General features: G+C 64.1%; 20 protein-coding genes. 7 read left to right on the top strand and 13 right to left on the bottom strand.

Annotation, left to right across the window (positions count from 1 at the left end):
• Positions 1 to 6 precede the first annotated feature (6 nt).
• The 3 genes from Q7V31_RS08460 to Q7V31_RS08450 are packed head-to-tail and all read left to right on the top strand — an operon-like array spanning position 7 to position 1,590.
• Complete coding sequence (locus Q7V31_RS08460) at positions 7 to 318, top strand: DUF190 domain-containing protein (protein ID WP_304733631.1); 312 nt, start codon at positions 7 to 9, stop codon at positions 316 to 318.
• Between the two features lie 22 nt (positions 319 to 340).
• Positions 341 to 1,129 (top strand): SDR family NAD(P)-dependent oxidoreductase, encoded by a 789-nt coding sequence (locus tag Q7V31_RS08455; RefSeq protein ID WP_304733630.1) that lies wholly within the window; start codon positions 341 to 343, stop codon positions 1,127 to 1,129.
• Complete coding sequence (locus Q7V31_RS08450) at positions 1,126 to 1,590, top strand: hypothetical protein (RefSeq protein WP_304733629.1); 465 nt, start codon at positions 1,126 to 1,128, stop codon at positions 1,588 to 1,590. The genes Q7V31_RS08455 and Q7V31_RS08450 overlap by 4 nt, the downstream gene beginning before the upstream one ends.
• On the opposite strand, the gene Q7V31_RS08445 is transcribed toward Q7V31_RS08450, so the two are convergent.
• From Q7V31_RS08445 to Q7V31_RS08400, 10 genes are all read right to left on the bottom strand, one after another.
• Positions 1,587 to 1,868 carry a ferritin gene (locus Q7V31_RS08445; RefSeq protein WP_304733628.1) on the bottom strand — a complete coding sequence of 94 codons (282 nt, stop codon included), beginning with the start codon at positions 1,866 to 1,868 and terminating at the stop codon, positions 1,587 to 1,589. The two genes, Q7V31_RS08450 and Q7V31_RS08445, sit on opposite strands and share 4 nt — an antisense overlap.
• Positions 1,869 to 1,978: 110 nt before the next feature.
• Positions 1,979 to 3,082 (bottom strand): glutathione S-transferase family protein, encoded by a 1,104-nt coding sequence (locus Q7V31_RS08440; RefSeq protein ID WP_304733627.1) that lies wholly within the window; start codon positions 3,080 to 3,082, stop codon positions 1,979 to 1,981.
• Positions 3,083 to 3,203: 121 nt separating this feature from the next.
• A complete protein-coding gene (locus Q7V31_RS08435; RefSeq protein WP_304733626.1) occupies positions 3,204 to 4,001 on the bottom strand; it encodes a hypothetical protein in 798 nt (265 codons plus the stop codon).
• Positions 3,988 to 4,362: a hypothetical protein gene (locus tag Q7V31_RS08430; protein ID WP_304733625.1), complete on the bottom strand. Its 375-nt coding sequence runs from the start codon at positions 4,360 to 4,362 to the stop codon at positions 3,988 to 3,990. The genes Q7V31_RS08435 and Q7V31_RS08430 overlap by 14 nt, the downstream gene beginning before the upstream one ends.
• An 81-nt stretch (positions 4,363 to 4,443) precedes the next feature.
• On the bottom strand, positions 4,444 to 5,760 hold the full coding sequence (locus Q7V31_RS08425) for a methyltransferase domain-containing protein (protein WP_304733624.1): 1,317 nt from the start codon (positions 5,758 to 5,760) through the stop codon (positions 4,444 to 4,446).
• A gap of 144 nt (positions 5,761 to 5,904) precedes the next feature.
• Positions 5,905 to 6,759, bottom strand: coding sequence for a MaoC/PaaZ C-terminal domain-containing protein (locus Q7V31_RS08420; protein WP_304733623.1), 855 nt, complete (start codon positions 6,757 to 6,759; stop codon positions 5,905 to 5,907).
• 85 nt (positions 6,760 to 6,844) lie between these two features.
• A complete protein-coding gene (locus Q7V31_RS08415; RefSeq protein ID WP_304733622.1) occupies positions 6,845 to 8,065 on the bottom strand; it encodes a patatin-like phospholipase family protein in 1,221 nt (406 codons plus the stop codon).
• Between the two features lie 70 nt (positions 8,066 to 8,135).
• Entirely contained in the window at positions 8,136 to 8,570 is a 435-nt protein-coding gene (locus Q7V31_RS08410; RefSeq protein ID WP_304733621.1) for a PaaI family thioesterase, read from the bottom strand.
• Positions 8,567 to 8,968 (bottom strand): PaaI family thioesterase, encoded by a 402-nt coding sequence (locus tag Q7V31_RS08405; RefSeq protein ID WP_304733620.1) that lies wholly within the window; start codon positions 8,966 to 8,968, stop codon positions 8,567 to 8,569. The genes Q7V31_RS08410 and Q7V31_RS08405 overlap by 4 nt, the downstream gene beginning before the upstream one ends.
• 228 nt (positions 8,969 to 9,196) lie before the next feature.
• The gene (locus Q7V31_RS08400; RefSeq protein ID WP_304733619.1) at positions 9,197 to 9,688 is read right to left on the bottom strand and encodes a hypothetical protein; all 492 of its coding nucleotides are present in this window, start codon (positions 9,686 to 9,688) and stop codon (positions 9,197 to 9,199) included.
• A gap of 349 nt (positions 9,689 to 10,037) precedes the next feature.
• Between Q7V31_RS08400 and Q7V31_RS08395 the strand changes: the two genes are divergently transcribed.
• From Q7V31_RS08395 to Q7V31_RS08385, 3 genes are all read left to right on the top strand, one after another.
• On the top strand, positions 10,038 to 11,258 hold the full coding sequence (locus Q7V31_RS08395) for an acetyl-CoA C-acyltransferase (protein ID WP_304733618.1): 1,221 nt from the start codon (positions 10,038 to 10,040) through the stop codon (positions 11,256 to 11,258).
• 67 nt (positions 11,259 to 11,325) lie between these two features.
• A complete protein-coding gene (locus tag Q7V31_RS08390) occupies positions 11,326 to 11,778 on the top strand; it encodes a MaoC/PaaZ C-terminal domain-containing protein (protein ID WP_304733617.1) in 453 nt (150 codons plus the stop codon).
• On the top strand, positions 11,779 to 12,087 hold the full coding sequence (locus Q7V31_RS08385; protein WP_304733616.1) for a DUF1475 family protein: 309 nt from the start codon (positions 11,779 to 11,781) through the stop codon (positions 12,085 to 12,087). It abuts the gene before it with no gap.
• Between the two features lie 21 nt (positions 12,088 to 12,108).
• Here the strand turns inward: Q7V31_RS08385 and Q7V31_RS08380 are convergent, their stop codons facing one another.
• From Q7V31_RS08380 to Q7V31_RS08370, 3 genes are read right to left on the bottom strand one after another with little or no spacing between them, the layout of a single operon-like run.
• Positions 12,109 to 13,311, bottom strand: coding sequence for an acyl-CoA dehydrogenase family protein (locus Q7V31_RS08380; protein ID WP_304733615.1), 1,203 nt, complete (start codon positions 13,309 to 13,311; stop codon positions 12,109 to 12,111).
• Between the two features lie 25 nt (positions 13,312 to 13,336).
• On the bottom strand, positions 13,337 to 14,245 hold the full coding sequence (locus tag Q7V31_RS08375) for an oxygenase MpaB family protein (protein WP_304733614.1): 909 nt from the start codon (positions 14,243 to 14,245) through the stop codon (positions 13,337 to 13,339).
• A 33-nt stretch (positions 14,246 to 14,278) separates the two neighbouring features.
• Positions 14,279 to 15,490 carry an acyl-CoA dehydrogenase family protein gene (locus Q7V31_RS08370; RefSeq protein ID WP_304733613.1) on the bottom strand — a complete coding sequence of 404 codons (1,212 nt, stop codon included), beginning with the start codon at positions 15,488 to 15,490 and terminating at the stop codon, positions 14,279 to 14,281.
• 189 nt (positions 15,491 to 15,679) lie between these two features.
• Between Q7V31_RS08370 and Q7V31_RS08365 the strand changes: the two genes are divergently transcribed.
• Positions 15,680 to 17,503, top strand: a complete 1,824-nt coding sequence (locus Q7V31_RS08365; protein ID WP_304733612.1) for a potassium/proton antiporter — start codon at positions 15,680 to 15,682, stop codon at positions 17,501 to 17,503.
• The last annotated feature ends 20 nt before the right edge of the window (positions 17,504 to 17,523 follow it).

Genomic DNA, 17,523 nt, shown 5'->3' with positions numbered 1-17,523 from the left:
TCCGTCATGGAGTTGCATGCCAGGAAACGCATCGACATCGTGCTGGAGGCGCCGGTGCTGAAGCGCCTGACCGATCTGCTCGACCGCCTCGACGTCACCGGTTACACGGTGCTGCCGGTGCTGGGCGGCAAGGGCCATCACGGCGTCTGGAGCCGCGAAGGCCTGCCCTCTTCGGCCGGCGCCATGGTCTCGGTCACGGTCATCACGGCGGAGGAAAATCTCGACGCGGTGCTTGAGCCGGTCTTCACTTTGGTGAAGCGCCATATCGGCATCGTCACCGTGTCGGATGTCACGGTGTTGCGGTCGGATCGTTTCTGAACAGGGCAAGGGGAGGACACCGATGAATCTCGAACTTCAGGGCAGGCATGTTTTCATCGCCGGCGCGAGCCGCGGCATCGGTCTCGGCATGGCCCGTGCCTTTGCCGCCGAAGGCGCGAAGGTTGCGATGGCGGCGCGCGGCGTCGAGGCGCTGGATGTGGCGCGCGATATGCTGATCGCCGAAGGCGCGAAGGCGGAAAACCTTTTCACCGTTGCCGGCGACATGACCGCGTCGGCCGACATCGCGGTCGCCCTCGATGCGGCGGAAGCAAAGCTCGGGCCTCTTCACTGCGCGATTGCCAATGTCGGCCTGTCGCGCGCGCCTTTGGGTTTCGATGTCTCGGACGAAGACTGGGAAGCCGACATGAAGCAGAACCTCTTCGGATCGGTCTGGCTCGGTCGCGAGGCGCTGCGCCGCATCCTGACACGGGCCCCGGCCGAGCGCGAAGGCGCCAACCTGATTTTCATTTCATCCATCGCCGGCGTCGATGCCATGGGCACCGCGCTCACCTATGCGGCCTCCAAGGCCGCGATCAACCACCAGACGCGCCAGCTCGCCCGCTTCGTCGGCAAGGAGGGCATCCGCGTCAACGCGATTGCGCCCGGCAACATTCTTTTTGAAGGCGGCGTCTGGGACAAGAATACGAAGGACCGCCCCGAGGCCTGGGAACGCTGGATCAAGCGCGAAGTGGCGCTGCGCCGTTTCGGTACCGTCGAGGAAATCGCCGACGCCGCCGCCTTCCTCGCCAGCCCCCGTGCAAGCTTCATCACCGGCGAAGTGCTGGTGGTCGACGGCGGTCAGGTCCGGTGATCGACAGGGAAATGCGCGACAAGGCCGCAACGCTGCTGCGCCAGTTGGCCGCCGCCGAAATCACCAACGATGATTTCCATGACGCGTTTCCGCGCTCAAGGGAAGATTGGGCGATCGAGGCAATATTCTGGATGGCATGGGCTCACTACAGCGACCTCCACAATCATCGCCTTGTCGGGAAATACGCGCTCGATGAAGAGGGACGTAAGCTCTTCCGGCGCGCCGAGACCTTCCTGCGGTCCGGCCTCGAATACGGATATCCGAAGAAGGAGTTCTCCAAGCTCGGGCGTCCAAATCCTTTGATGGTGGTGATTACGCTCGGCCTCGAATGGTTTCTGTATCGCCGCCGCCGGCGTCATGACGAAGGGCTACTGCGAGAACACGAGGCCGTCGGAGACATGGACGTCTGGCCCTTCCTGTCCCGGGAGGATTACGAAGCAGAGAAAGCGAATGCTTCCTAGTCCTTCCCGATCGTCCCGTCCTTGAACAGCCGTTCGCGCAATTCCTTGTCGAACACCTTGTTGTTGCGCCGCAGCCATTCGAGCACCATCACCGCATGCTCGATTTCCTCGTCGCGATTATGTTCGAGGATCTTCTTGAGGTCGGCATCGCTGCAGGCTTCGGCGCGCTGGTTGTACCAGTCGACGGCCTCGAGCTCTTCCATCAGCGAGACGATGGCGCGGTGCAGGTTGAGCGCTTCCGCGGACAGGTTTTCTTCGTGCAGGCCTTCGCTCGACATGGGGGCTCCTTTGCGCTTCGAAAATTCGGGCGGTGCTTCCTGTGCTGCTTCCGGGATGATGGCGGTGGTCGGGCGCCGCCGGAAGAACCGCGAGAAAAAACCGCCTTCGCTCATTCAAGGACCAACTGAAAATGGCGCCGGGCAAGGCGCGGGAACGCCGGGAATTCGGCAAGCCGCTCCCCGCCCGCTTCTTTTAGCACAAGGGCCGCCTTTTCGCGCGTCTCGCCCTCGAGGGAGCGCAGGAAATCGAGCGCCCGTTGCAGCATCCAGAGATCGAAGGTGAAAATGGCGCGCTGGCCTGTCGCGCCTTCCAGCGTGAATGCGTGCATGCCGAGTGCACGGGGCAGCGGTTTCCCGGCATCGGCCGGGTCGCGTGCCGCCACATGCGCGTTGAAGGCTGCGGCGGTGGCAATCAGCACCGGCAGCCATTCGCGCATGATCCGTTCGAACACCGGCTTCAGCGTCGCGGGCACCTCGTCATGGGCGAGAAAGGCGCCGCCCTTGGGCGTCGGCGGTTTCGACATCCGCTCCACCCAGCGCGCGACATGGGGCGCAATCCGCTTCATCAACTCGCCCGAAGCCGGGTCGCGATACTGATGCGCATAGAGGGGTCCATAGAGTCCGAAATCGCCGATCGAGGGCTTGCTGCCGAAAAGATAGTCATGGGCGGCGAAATGTGCGTCGAGCTCGCCGAGCAGGCCCTCATAGGATTTTTCGATCGCCGGGCCGGTCTCCGGCGTTGCGCCAAGCGCCGGCAACGCGCCGGCAAAGGGTCTGGCCGTCTGTTCGCCGATTTCGCGCTGGCCCGCCGCGTCGAGATCGGGCCGCGACAGCTTGCCGAATTCACCGATCACCCAGTCGCGATTCTTGGTCCAGCGATAATGCATGGCCGGGATTTTCAGCCACTCGTCGGCCCAGGCCTCGATCAGAAGGGCGGCGAGCCTTTGCCGCGGACCTTGCGGATAGACCGGGCCTTCCGGAAAGCGCGCCTCGAAATGATCGATGATCTCGGATGAGTCCTGCCAGATATCGTCCTCCGGCGTCACCACCACCGGGATCACCGGCCAGCCGACCCGCGGCATGATGATGTCCCGGTAGACCTCGCGCGTTGCCAGCACTTCCGAAAAGGGAATGCGCTTGTAGCGCAGATAGGCGCGCACCTTGCCGGTGAAATAGCTGACCTCTGCGCCGTAAAGTTCATAGCCTTGCGTCATGCGGACGTTTCCCTGTATGCGGCCTGCCGATCATGGCCCACCCGCCCCTGGGGGCGGGTCGAAAAATTCGTGCACGAATTTTCCGGGGCGGGGGTCCTTCTAACTATCGGCATAAATCATGTCAATTTATGTTGCCCGCCTTACGGCCCAGCACCTCCGCCGCTTCCACGCCCGACAGCACCTCGAGATGCAGCGCCTGCCGGCATGCGTCGAGACAGGCGATCATGCGCGTCGGCCGCCCGTTGGCGACATAGAAAAAGAGATTGTAGCGCGCGCCCTCGGTCTCGCCCGGCAGCGCGATATTGCTCTGCGCGTCGAGCTGCCACACCGCGTCATGCGGCGGCGGCCCGGCACCGTTTGGCGTTGCCGCCACCAGCAGCGCGGTCGCGCGCGCCCGCCGCGCGCCGGTCGCCTCGACGCCGGCGAATTCGTTGAAGCGAATATCGTAGCGCGGATCGGCTTCCGCGCCGCCCGGTGGTGTCGCGCCGGGCACCAGCGCCAGGATCGACACCGGATCGGCCGAGCCAAAGGCCACCCACGCCTGTCCCTCCACCGGCACCAGCGCCTGACCCTGCGGCGCGCAGACCCTGACCAGCCAGCGATCGAAAGGCGATGGGACGGCGGCCGTCGTGCCTTCCGGGGCGTTGGCGCAGAGAAAATCGCTCGCATCCTCGGGCGCTGCGGCGGCCTTGGTTGGTGCCGTCGTCGCGGCAGGCCGGACCGGCGCTGGCATCGGCGTCATGATGGCATCCGTCGGCGCCTCACGGGCGGCGCGCACCGGCGCCAGATCAGGGCCGAGATCGGGCAGCGGATCGCCCGGCTCCCACACCGGCACGCCTTGCGCTGGCAAGGCGGCAATCGTCAAGGCCGCGCAAAACGCCGCCGCCAGCAGGGCCGCGCCTCTCCTAGCGGCAGCCATCGGCGCCGCAGACCTGGTTGAGGGGATCGAGATTGCCGCTTCGGGCGTTGCTCTCGGGCCGGAACTTGGAATCGCCGGAGCCGGGCGGCGGGGCGCTGTTCTGCCATGCCGGCGCATTGTCGGGCGTCTCGCCCAGCGTCACGGTCGTGTCGCCGATGGTGAATTGCCGCGGTTTGCTCGCCTCCGGCCGCCCGCCGAAGCCGCCGCCGTCGAGGCGCTGATATTCATCTTCCGCCGCCGCGCCCGGCCGCTCGATCGGCGTGTCTTCCGCGCAGAGCGCCAGCACGCCGCCGCATTCGGCCCGCGCCGCATCGGCGCCGCCCATTAGGGTGAGCACAACAAGAGCCGCCAATCGCCGCATTCGTTCCCCCGTTTTGTCCCGGCATTCCACGCGCCACAATAGGTCGGAAGTCCCCGCAGCGAAAGACGCGGATGCAGAAGCTCAGCGTCTTCTTGCCACCCCGACGAAACTTTCGACAGCGACGCGTTTCTCGGTTCTCAGAATCGCCGTTTCAATTGCCCCGATCTCGAAACCATGTGCCGCGGCCATGTCTTGCAGATAGGCCGCGGTATGCCGGAAGCGCCGCGTCGGCCCGATCGCGTAGCCGCCTTCCGCCGCGTCCGATTTCTCGGTCGAGAAAACGAACCATCCCCCGCGCGCCAGCACGCGGGCAAGCCCGGAAAAAAGCGCCGCGAGATCGCCGAGATAGATCAGCGTGTCGCAGGCAATGGCGAGTGTGCAGCTGCTTTCGGTCTCGGCAGCCAGAAAGGCAAGCAGGTCGCCGGCGATGACGCGGTCGTAATGCCCGCTCGCTTCGGCCACCGCCACCATGCGCGGGCTGAGATCGACACCGGTCAGTGTCGCGCAGAAGGCGCGGAACGCCGCTCCCGAAAGGCCCGTGCCGCAACCCAGATCGATGCCCGCATATTGTTCGCTGGCGGAAAGGCCGGCGCGCGTCGCCACGTCGCGCAATATGTCAGGCCCCCTGTAGGCAAGCGCCCCCGTCATATGTGTGTCGTAACGCGGCGCATAGCCGTCGAACAGGGCCCGCACATAGGCCGCACTCGCGCGCTTCGGCGGACCGGCCGCGGCTATCTCGGCAAGCCGGATCGTCGCGCCGCGCAGGTCGGCGGGGTCGTGCGCCTGCGCGGCCTCGAAATGCCGTGCCGCCCGCGCCACCTCGTCCATCGACGCCCAGCATTCGCCGAGGCGGAAATGCGCTTCGGCGCGGGCGTTGATGTCGGTATCGCTCTCGCCGGTCGCCAGCCGCAGCACGCGTTCGAAATCGCCGATGGCGCGCGGAATGTCGTCGGCGGTGAGGCGCGCCAGCCCGAGCGCCAGCAAGACCTCCGTCGAACGCCCGTCGAGAAAGCTCGCCTCATTGAGAAGCGACAGGGCTTCCTGGTGCCGGCCGCAAAGTCCGAGCGCCCGCGCCATCGTGGTCAGCGCACCCGTGCCGGCGCTTCCCTCGGCCACCAGCGGCTCGATCAGCGCGGCGGCCCGCGCCGGCTCTCCCATGTCGATCAGGCAGCGGCCAAGCGCCGCCGCGAGGCCGGGCGTGCGGCGGCCGGCGGTCCATGTCGCCGCTTCGGCCGCGGCATGGGCGAACGCTGCTTCCCGCGCGCCGCTGGCGATGAGCCGTTCCATCTCGGCCAGCGGATCATCCGTTGACGGATAATCCCCCGCTGCCGCGGTCCCTGGCGGGGCGGCATCGGCGAGGGTATCCCGGTCGGCGGGGCCGTCGAAAAGCGGGGACATCTTTTTTGGCTGCACTCACGAAAACGCCGGACGGAGTTATCCCCGCCCGGCGACCGGCTTTATGCGCCCCTCCGGTGGCACCTGCAAGTGGCGCCGCCGGGATTTGTGACAGTTTTTTGACAGTTTCGTGACAGAGGGGGGTCTTCAGTCTTTCACGCTGCACTTGCCGTTGTTGATGACGACGGCGTCCCGCGCCTTAACGCGCGCCCGGAACGATATGATTCCCTTGTCTTTCCAGAGATCGACCGTGATCGTATCCCCGGGGAAGACCGGGGCCGAGAAGCGCACGTCGAAACCGGTGATTTTGGTCGGATCGTAATCCAGCGCTTTCGAGATGATCGCGCGGCAGCAGGTGCCGTAGGTGCACAACCCATGCAGGATCGGCTTGGGGAATCCGACCGCCTTGGCGAATTCGGGATCGGAATGCAGCGGGTTGCGGTCGCCCGACAGGCGATAGAGAAGTGCCTGTCCTGCAAGGGTTTCTGCGTCGATGCTCATGTCCGGTTCGCGCTCGGGCAGGGCGTGCGGTTGCGGCGCGCCCTCGCGCGGACCGCCGAAGCCGCCATCGCCACGCGCGAAGATGGTCGATGTCAGTGTACAGAGCTTGTCGCCGCTTTTCTTCTCGTTGATGTTGGTTTCGGTGACAATAATGGCGCCCTTGCCCTCGCCCTTGTCCCAGGCACCGACGACGCGGCTGTCTGTCACAATCTGAGCTGCGACCGGCAAGGGCTTGTAAAGCTTCAGCTTTTGTTCGCCGTGCACGACCATCGCATAATTGATGCCGCTGTTGCCGATGGCGCCGGCGCCCCAGGCGATGACGGTCGCAAGTGTCGGCACGGTCTTGAGATTCTTCTCGTAGACGAAGGCAAGTTCCTTCTCGTCCATCGGGTCGCGCCCGAAACCGACGCCAAGCGCATAAAGCATCGTCTCGCGGTCGCCATAGCTGAACTCCTGACCCGAAGTCTTCAGCCCCATCAGCACGTCGTAGTTGATCGCCATTTCTGGCTCCTCCCTTGAGTTTTTTGTGGTTCTGTTAACTCCAGCAAAGCCTCTCGCGGACGCATTGTCCAGCCGCAAAGCGGGCTCAGCGCATGGGGGCCAGCGCCTTCCAGGCGTCGCAGGCGCCGCTGAAAGTGTCGTTCCCGATCAACGGCTCCAGCGTCAGCGGGTTGCAGCGCAGGGCCTGATTGACGACCCCGTCGGCGATCCAGGCTTTGGCCAACGCCGCGATGAGCTCGTATTCGCGCTGTTTGACCGCATCCATATCGAGACGAACGAGCGCCGCGAATTCGGCACCACTCAGCCCCTCGGGCAGCTTCCATCCGGTCCCGTTCTTGTTGAGTTGCGGCTGAACCATCGGATTGAGGCGAACGACCGGTCCATCGATCACCGCACCCGATGCCGGCATGCGCCCGCCCAGCAGTGTATGTGCGATGTAGCTCGCCGAGGACGGCGGTTCGGCCAGCACGCTGCGCGCCATCTTCTTGACATCGTTGAGCAGCGACTGCGGATCGCGCTTCTGCATCAACGTTTTCTCACCGGCCAGGCCGCTGTCGCTTTCGGCAAGGCGAACAGTGCCGGTGCCGATCGAAAGCACCGCAATGTCGTCGGCCGGTCTGTGGGTCGCGAGCGTATCGGCGACCGCCGCCAGAACGGGATTGTTGTAACCGGTAATGGCGCCATCCCAGAGACGCCGCCCGTCAACCTCGGCAGGCTTGTCGAAATAGAGGATCGGCGCCGTCGAAGAGGCGTGAACCGCGTCGCAAAGTGAAGCGATCGACGGCGATCCGATTGTGTGAGCCGGATCGGGCATCGAACGAAAGAAGTGCGCCCGCTCACGGTCATAGTCGAAGCTGACGACAAGGAAGTCGGTGCGCCGCCCGTTCCGCTGCTGAACATTCATGGCGATCTCGGCCAGCGTCTTCTGGCCGTCGGCGCCCATCAATTCGGCGAGCCCGTTGTGCTTGCCGGTCGTGCTGTAACGCGGAAAGCCGCTCTGGTCGACGATCGGGCCGCTGTTGCGTCCGCCTTTGCCGCCGGGGCGCAACGTGAAATCCCGCTTTGCAAAGATCTTCCCGCGCTGGCCGGCATCGGCAAACAGCGCGTCGATGTCGCGGAGCCGCATGTCGATGGCGAGGCCGGCAAGCACAATGCTGCCGCCCGAATTGCCGGCAACGAGATCGAATTGCTTGAGGACGTCGTGTCCACGCCTGTCCGGCCCGTACATTTCAATCAGGGCCTTCACCTGGATCGCAGCCCAGGTACCGCCGCCATCAAGCGACAGAATGCGAAAGTCTTTTGTCATGGCATCCCCCGTGATCCGCCGGGAGAATATCCTGCGGCGACGGCGGTCTGAAATCCAGCCGAAACCGGCCTCAGCGTGCGCCGAGCACTTTCCAGAGACTGGTCGCCGTCATCACGTCGGCGTCGTGCACCGAAAAACGGCCGGACACGAAAACGATGGTGCGCGTGATGCGGTCGATCTGCGTCCGGCATTCGATGATGTCGCCCACATGCGCGTCGGCGAGAAAACTCGCCTGCATGCTCAGAGTCACGCAGTCGCCCTGGGCCGCGCGATTGGCCGCTCCGCCGAGAAACGCATCGGCAAAGGTCATCAGCATGCCTTCATGCACGGCGCCCGTTTCATCGACATGACGCGCGTCGGCGATGAAAGAAAATATGCGCGAACCGTCCGCTTCGGTCCGTTCGAACAGGGGTCCGACATAAGCCTCGAATGGATCGTGCAGCGCCGAAACGCTCCAGCCTTCAGGCGGCGCCACGCTCACGGGTGAGGCCAGAGGTTCGCTCACGCCGCGTCCTGTTCCTTGATCGCGTAGACGCCGGTTGCCGTCATCAGGATGCGGGTCCCGACGCGCAGTTCCCCTGAAATGAAAAGCACGGTCCGCGTCGCCCGCGTAACATCGGCGCGTCCTTCGACCTTGTCGCCCTTTTCGCCCGCGCTGACAAAGTCGCAATTGAGCGACAGCGGTTTGACCTGCGCGTCGGGTGACTTGGCGCGCGCGGTCTCGTTTGCCACCTGTCCGAGCACGATTGAGGCCAGCGCCATCATCATCCCGCCATGCAGGCGCTCGGCTCCGTTGAGATGGTGCTCCTCGATCTCGAACAGGAAGGCACCGCCGTCTGCGGCGCGCAGCACGGGTCCGGCATAGGCGCCGAAGCCGCTTGTGTCGACGGGGGAAGGGTTCATGAAAACGACCGGAAGGTGAGGGATGCCAATGGCGCATTATCTAGACGCTCGGGCGCGCGGAAACAAGAACGGCGGCTCGCCTGTTCGGGGAGTCGCCGCAAATGTTCGAGGGGAGGGGTGAAGGGCCCGGCGCCGCCCCCCGGTGGGGGTGGGGTGAGGGAAGGGCGCCGCCGGACCTTTCGAGGGTGCGGTGGCTTGTGAGGAGCAAACCGCCGCGGAGGAACTTCGTTAGACGTCGGATGCAAGGCCGGGCTGAACGGCGATCCAGCGCTCGGGCACGCCGTTCTCCATCAGCGTTGCGGCGACGGCGGCGGCGCGGCGCTCGGCCGCAACCTGTGTTTCATAGTCGGCAGCCATGGCGGCTGGTGACGGCATGACGGTGATGTTGGTCAGGCCGCGATAGGTGATTTCTTCGGCCAGTGCGCGCAGCACCTTCTGTGCCTCGGCGCCGGGCGCGGTCCGGCCATCGGCAAAATAGACCGGGAAGGTGACGTGCTTGGCATCGTCGATGCCATAGCCGGACGTGCGCGACGCGGCGGGGTCGATGGCGCTGACAAGGATCATGCGGCTCTCAATATCGAGCGCGGCGCCGGACACAACATCTTCGGTCGCAGGGCGCGGCATCGGCAGCGGATCGGCGGCAACCGCCGTCTTCGCGGCAAGCGCCGCGCCAATGGCGGTGGTGAAACCGAGGGCAGTGACGATCAGCATCCGTTTCATTGTCGCGTCCCCTTCCGCGTGGGGCCGAGAAGACGGCCCGTTCCGATGCGAACAACATGGCCCACGAATGTGACCCGATGCGGGTGCTCAAGAGGCGGTTACGGGGAAATTTAAAGGCGGGAATGAGGCAGACGCCACACCGTGCGCCTGTTCAAAATCCGACAGGAAAGCCTCACAAACGCTACGGAATCGGCCCGAGATTCCGCTTTGAAGGGTCCAGCAAGGCGTTTATGGTGCGCCTCAAAGCGCCGGAACCGCCCCCAAAAAAGGCGAAGCAACCGCCGGGCCGGCCGCAATAACGCAACCGGGCATTCAGTAAAGCCTATTCAACCCACTCGGGAGACCGTCCATGTCCAGAGAAGCAGTCATCGTGTCCACCGCCCGCACCGGCCTCGCCAAGGCCGGCCGCGGCGGTTTCAACAACACCCATGGCGCGGCGATGGCCGGCCACGCGATCAAGCACGCGATCGAGCGCGCGAAGATCGACCCGGCCGCCGTCGAAGACGTCATCATGGGCTGCGGCGCCCCGGAAGGCGCGACCGGCATGAATGTCGGCCGCCTCGCGGCGATCTGGGCCGGCTGCCCCGTCACCACCTCGGGTACGACCGTCAACCGCTTCTGCTCCTCGGGCCTGCAGACGATCGCGATGGCCGCGGGCCGCATCGTCAATGAAGGCGTGCCGGTCATGGTCGGCGCGGGCGTCGAGTCGATCTCGCTCGTGCAGATGGGCGGCCAGAACTACAACCGCCTGACCGAAGAAAAGCTGATGCAGGAAAAACCAGAGCTCTGGATGGCGATGATTGAGACCGCCGAGCTCGTTGCCGAGCGCTACAACGTCTCGCGCGAATATCAGGACGAGTATTCGTTCCGCAGCCAGCAGCGCATCGCCGCTGCGCAGCAGGGCGGCCTCTTCAAGGACGAGATCGTCCCGATGCAGACCAAGATGAAGGTCGTCAACAAGGAGACGGGCGAGGAATCGGTCGTCGACTACACGGTCGACAAGGACGAGTGCAACCGCCCCGAGACGACGCTTGAAGGCCTCTCCTCGCTGAAGCCCGTTTTCAAGAACGGCCAGAAGGTGAAGGAAGGCAAATACGTCACCGCCGGCAACGCCTCGCAGCTTTCCGACGGCGCTGCCGCCGTCGTGCTGATGGAGCGCAAGGAAGCCGAAAAGAACGGCTCCGACATTCTCGGCGTCTTCCGCGGCTTCGCGGTCGCCGGCTGCGAGCCCGATGAAATGGGCATCGGCCCGGTCTTCGCGGTGCCGCGCCTCCTGGAGCGTCACGGCCTCAAGGTCGACGACATCGACCTCTGGGAGCTCAATGAAGCCTTTGCCAGCCAGTGCCTCTACAGCCGCGATCGCCTTGGCATCGACCCCGAAAAGTACAACGTCAATGGTGGCTCCATCGCCATCGGTCATCCCTTCGGCATGACCGGCGCGCGCTGCACCGGCCACATCCTGCTCGAAGGCCGCCGCCGCAAGCAGGCCGGCCAGAACGTCAAATACGGCGTCGTCACCATGTGCATCGGTGGCGGCATGGGCGCTGCGGGTCTGTTCGAGTTCGCGTAAGCGTCTTCGCGGCGTATGCTTTGGGCCCGCGCGGAAACGTGCGGGCCTTTTGCTTTGGAGAAGATAGATGCGCTACTTCGACGATTTTGTTGTCGGCGAACGTCACGATATTCCGGCAACCTACGAGATGACGAAGGGCGAGATCGTCTCCTTCGCGACGAAGTGGGACCCGCAACCCTTCCATGTCGACGAAGCCGCCGCCGCGAAATCCGTCTATGGCACGTTGACGGCTTGCGGCACGCATATTCAGGCGGTCGTGCTCTTCCTCGCCGCAAGACTGCCGGAAGAGACGGCGGTAATCGGCGCGCTCGGCTATGATGAGGTGCGGTTTCATAAGGCTGCAAAACTCGGCGACACGCTCCGCCTTGTCATTGAGTGCATCGAGACGAAACCTTCGTCATCGAAGCCGGATCGTGGTGTCGTCAAGAACCGGCACATCCTGATGAACCAGTCGGGCGAGACGGTTTTCACCCAGACGACAACGCTGCTGATTGCCCGCGCCTTGAAAGGAGATACCTAGATGATCGCCATGCGCATCCTGTCGGCCGTTCTCGGCCTCGCTTTCGCGGGATCCATCGTCTGGGGATTTGTCGCGGGCGGCTCCGTCGTGCCTGTCCTGGCGTTGATGTTGGCGGAACCATGGGGCGCGGTAACGCTGGCCGATCTCTATCTCGGCTTCGTGCTGGTGGCAGGGCTTGTTGTCCTGCTTGAACCGGAACGAAGGAACGGCGTGTTGTGGGGCGCCGCCATTGTTCTTTTCGGCAATGTCATCACCGCCGCCTGGATCGTCTTTCGACTGCCGGTCATCATGGCCAGGCTCAAGGCCTAGACGCAGCGGCCTCGCGCGTCTCTAGAGCCCCAGCACCAGCTTCGCCATGATGCCGCGCTGAACCTCGTTCGAGCCGCCATAGATCGAAGCCGCGCGGTTGTTGAGATAGGTCGGCATGAAGACCATGCCGTTGGCCGGGCCCACGGGCTCGACATTCGATCCCGGTGCGCGTGCATCGCGCTGCTCGACGCCGGCATAATAGGCGATAGTCTCGACGGCGATCTCATCGAGGCGCTGGCGCATTTCGGTGCCGCGCGTTTTCAGCATCGACGACGCGGGGCCGGGGTTCTTGCCGCCGGCCAGTTCCGCCATCACGCGATGCTCGGTCATCTCCATCGCCTTCACCTCGATTTCGGCCTCGGCGATCTTGCGCGCGAATGTTGCGTCGTCGATCAGCCGCTTGCCATCGCCAGACCGCTCGCGCGCCGCCACCTCACGGATTTTCTCGATGCCGACTTCGAGTGAAGCTGCGAAGGCGCCGCCCCGTTCGAATTCGAGCAGATATTTGGCGACAGTCCAGCCCTGGTTCTCTTCGCCGACGATGTTCTTCTTCGGCACGCGCACATCGTCGAAGAATACCTGGTTGACCTCATGCTCGCCGGCCAGCGTGATGATCGGCTCGACCTTGATGCCGGGCGTGTCCATATCGAGCAGCAGAAAGGTGATGCCTTGCTGCGGTTTGCCGCTCGCATCGGTGCGCACGAGACAGAACATGCGATTGGCGAAATGCGCATGCGTGGTCCATATCTTGGTGCCGTTCAGCACATAGTCCTCGCCGTCGCTGACCGCTTTCAGTTGCAGCGAGGCGAGATCGGAGCCCGAGCCCGGTTCCGAATAGCCCTGGCACCAGTAGTCGTCACCGGAAAGAATGCGCGGCAGGTAGAATGCTTTCTGCTCGGGGGTGCCGAATTTCATCAGCATCGGCCCGCACATGCGGAGCCCCATCGGCGACAGGCCCGGCGTGCCGGCGCGTGTGCATTCCGAGGTCCAGATATATTTCTGCATCTCGCTCCAGCCGGTGCCGCCATATTCGACCGGCCAGCTCGGCGCCACCCAGCCTTTCTTGTAGAGAATTTTCTGCCAGGCGAGATTCCACTCCTTGTCGGTGAAGACCGAAGTCGTGAGGCTCCCCGCTTCGCGCAGTTCCGGCGTCAGGCTCTCGTCGAGAAAGGCGCGCACGTCGTCGCGAAAGGCGGCATCGGCCGGCGTCAGATCGAGATTCATTTTTCTTCTGCTTTCCGTGTCGGTGTCAGCGCAGACAGTCTGTCGACACTCCCATGCGGCGGCAAGCCTGATGCGACGGCGATGTACTCGCAAATCGCATCGCGAAACCACCGGTATTCGCGAGTGCGCGTACAGCGGGCCGCACCATCGGCCTTGCCGCTGCGGAAACCGCAACGCCGCATTGTTCCTGCAGATGCTTCGGCAGCAGGTCGATTGCCGCCTGCGTAATGAGGCGCTGGATCGGCTTGCCCGCTTGCCCGAGCGGCGTCGCATTGCGCACCAGTTCGAGGAACTCCTGCACCGTATCGTTCGCATAGAGCTTTGGTGTCATCTCCGTCATATAGACATCCATCTCGGCGGCGGATGTCGGCACCCATTCCGCGCCGAAGCCCTTGCCGATGATTTCGCCCTCGCGGTAGTAGCGGTCTTCGTCCTCGCGTGAGAGATTCGGATTGGCGTAGCGCTTGTAGGCATTGAGAAAGCCCCAGGCTGCCGTCACATGCACCCATGTCAGAAGCTTCGGGTCCATCGCGCGGTAGTTGTCGCCGTCATGCGTCGTCCCCGTCACGCGCTGATGCATCCGCGTCACGCGGTCGAATGTCTGCTGCGCCATCTTGGCCGGCCCATAGGTCACGGCTGCCGCCGCCATGCCGGTGCGCTCCATGCGGCGGATCGGATCGACCTTGAAGGTCGAGTGATCCCACACGCCTGCGCGCACATGTTTCTCGGCCAGTTCGAGGATCACGGCCGCAATGCCGCCAACCGCGCTCACGATCGGATTGGCGCTCACCTTCCAGCCCATCGAGCCCGGCCCGAGCAGGCCCGGATCGCCCTCGGGTTTCGCGAAGTCGAGATGCGGTATGGGGCTGCTGTAGTCGCGCGGTTTCGCGTCGGCGTCGCTGCGCTTCACGATCGCCTCGCTCTCAAGTGGCATCGGTGTCTCCGTGTACCGCCGGTACAATTGGGCTCAAAGCCCCAGCACCGCCTTCGCCATGATGTTGCGCTGAACCTCGTTCGAGCCGCCGAAAATCGTTTGCGCCCGCGTGTTCAGATATTTCGGCATCACCATCAGCGTATGGTCAGGTCCCACTGGCGGTACGTTCGCGCCCCAGGTGCGGGCCTCGATCACATCCGGCTGCACGTAATAGGCAATCGCCTCCACGCCGAGCTCGGTGATCTTCTGGTTGGTGTCGGCACCGCGCAGCTTGATGATGGAGGCGGCGGCACCCGGATTCTGTCCGTTGGACAGTTGCGACATGATGCGGTGCTCGGTGAATTCCACTGCCGTCACTTCGACTTCGGTTTCGTCGAGCTTGCGACGGAAGGCCGGGTCGTCGATCAGTTTCGAGCCGTCGCCACTATGCTCGGTGCCCGCCACCACGCGCAGCTTGTTGAGCGCATTGCGCAGATTGGCGCCATGCGCCGCGCCGCCGCGTTCGAATTCCAGCAGGTACTTTGCCACCGTCCAGCCGTTGTTCTCTGCGCCGACACGGTTTTTCTTCGGCACGCGCACATCGTCGAAGAAAACCTGGTTCACTTCATGGTCGCCCGCCAGCGTGATGATCGGATCGACCTTGATGCCCTTGGCATGGAAGTCGTCGATCAGAATGAAGGAAATACCTTCCTGCTTCTTCGCGGCGTTGGGATCGGTCCGCACGAGACAGAACATCTTGTTCGACTGATGCGCGCCCGTCGTCCAGAGCTTGGTGCCGTTGACGATGTAGTCGTCGCCGTCTGAATCCGCGCGGCATTGCAGGCTCGCGAGGTCCGAACCCGAGCCAGGCTCCGAATAGCCCTGGCACCACCAGTCCTCGCCATTGAGGATGCGCGGCAGGTAATGGGCCTTCTGCTCATCCGTGCCGTGCCCCATCAGCGTCGGACCCACCATCGAGAGTCCCATGTTGGAACTCACAGGCGCGCCTGCCGCCGCACATTCCGATGACCAGATGAAGCGCTGCATCACGTTCCAGCCCGCGCCGCCATATTGCTTGGGCCAGGCGGGTGCGGCCCAGCCGCGCTTGTGGAGCCGCTTCAGCCATTCGACGCGCAGATCCTGGTCGGCCAGAATGCCGGGCGTTAGCCGTGCATGGGCCTTCAGATCGTCGGTCAGGTTCTCGGCGAGAAAGGCCCTGACTTCGTCGCGAAACGCGACATCTTCAGCCCGCATGGCGAGATCCATCCCATCCTCCTATTTTAGTCGGTTCCCCGCCCTTTTTTGTCAGCGGTCCGTTTGTTATTTGTTTTACACTATAGCCGAGCACGAACCCGTCATCACATTTTTCCGGGCGATTGTCTGACGTAGGGGAACCTTGAGCGAAGCATCTCGGGCCCGACAGCGGCAAAGGGCCGGGGCCAGGTTGTTCCGCCGATGGATTTCGCCAACCAGATCATTCTGGTTTCCGCAGCGCTGATCACCTTTTCGATCTTTGCGGGCGTCCTGTCCTCGCGGATCGGGGCCCCCTTGCTGCTGGTCTTCCTGGCCTTCGGTATGCTGGCGGGCGAAGACGGCCCGGGCGGCATCATTTTTCACGACTTTTCGGTCGCCTATCTGGTCGGCTCCTTTGCACTGGCGCTGATTCTGTTTGATGGCGGATTGCGAACGAGCCGGGAGGCCCTGACCCGGGCCTTCGGCCCTGCCGTGCTGCTGGCGACCGTTGGCGTCGTGCTGACGGCGGCGATCACCGGTCTTGCGGCGAAGTTCCTGTTCGGGCTCGGTTGGGCCGAGGCGATGTTGCTCGGCGCCATTGTCGGGTCGACCGACGCGGCCGCAGTGTTCTTCCTGCTGCATCTGCGGGGCTTGCGCCTGAAATCGCGTGTTGCCGCCACACTCGAAGTCGAGTCGGGCGTCAACGATCCGATGGCGATCTTTCTGACTCTGGCGCTGGTCACGATTATTGTCGACGGTCAGGCCATCGCCAGCTGGGATTCGGCTGTCGACTTCTTCTGGGATTTCCTCTGGCAGATGGCGGGCGGCATCATATTCGGCCTTCTGGGCGGCGCTTTCGTGCTGCGCGCGGTCAACCGGCTGGAACTCTCGGCGGGGCTCTATCCGATCCTTGCCGGCGCGCTGGCGCTATTGGTTTTCGCGTTGACGCAGAGTGCGGGGGCCAGCGGCTTTCTGGCGGTTTATCTGGTTGGCTTCACCCTCGGCAACAATCCGCACCGGGCAACCAGCGAGATTGCGCGCTTCTCCGACGGTATGGCCTGGCTGGCCCAGATCGGTATGTTCCTGATGATGGGCCTGCTGGTCACGCCCTCGGCGCTTCTGCCGGTGCTCCTGCCGGCGCTTGGTGTGGCACTGGTATTGATTGCTGTCGCCCGCCCGGTCGCGGTTGTCCTGTGTCTCCTGCCCTATCGCTTCGCGGCGCGCGAGACGGCCTTTGTCTCCTGGGTCGGTTTGCGCGGTGCCGTGCCGATCTTCCTCGGCACCATTCCGATTCTTTCGGGTGTCGAGGGTGCCCACACGATGTTCAGCGTGGTCTATGTGATCGTGCTCGCTTCGCTGATTCTGCAGGGCTGGACGGTGTCCTGGGCTGCCCGCCTGGCCGAGGTCGAGCTGCCGCCGCGCGCCGCACCGCGCCGCCGCGTCGAACTGGACCTGCCGGCAGGCAAGGGCAAGAGCGTCGTTGCCTATACGGTCGATCCGATGAGCATTCTGGCGCTCCGCCAGATGACGCGATTGCCCCTGCCGGCCGGCACCACCGTCATTTCGGTGATGCGCGATGGGGTCGTCCGCACCGAAGGGCTCAATGAGGGTGTCAGGCCCGGCGATGTCGTGATGATGCTGACGACCGCCGATGCGGTGGCGACGCTCGATCGCCTGTTCGGTGTCCGCAAATCCCGCGCAAAGGCAAAGGATGCCGGCATGGTCGACTTCGTGCTGGAGGCGAGCGCCGGTGCCGCATCGGTCGCCGATATCTATGGTCTGGCGTTCGAGCCCGAGGAGCGGCCGCTGACGCTGGAAGAATTCATGCGCTCCCGCCTCGGCAAGGACATCAAGGAGGGTGCCCGCGCCCGGGTCGGCGGTGTCGAACTGGTGGCCATGCAGGTGAGCGAGGGCGTTGTACATCAGGTCGGTCTTGATCTCGATCCGCCGCCGCTGGAGACCACGCTGACGACGCTGCGCGCGCGGCTTGCCGATACGCTGCGCTTTCTCCGTGAGCAGTTTATTGCGGATGGCAGCCGTTCCTGACGCGCTTGGTCGGTCGAGCC

This window comes from Parvibaculum sp., assembly GCF_030651915.1.
In the GTDB taxonomy this organism is placed as follows: Bacteria; Pseudomonadota; Alphaproteobacteria; order Parvibaculales; family Parvibaculaceae; genus Parvibaculum.
The sequence above is the reverse complement of the archived record's forward strand: the minus strand, read 5'-3'. Positions and strand labels throughout refer to the sequence as shown.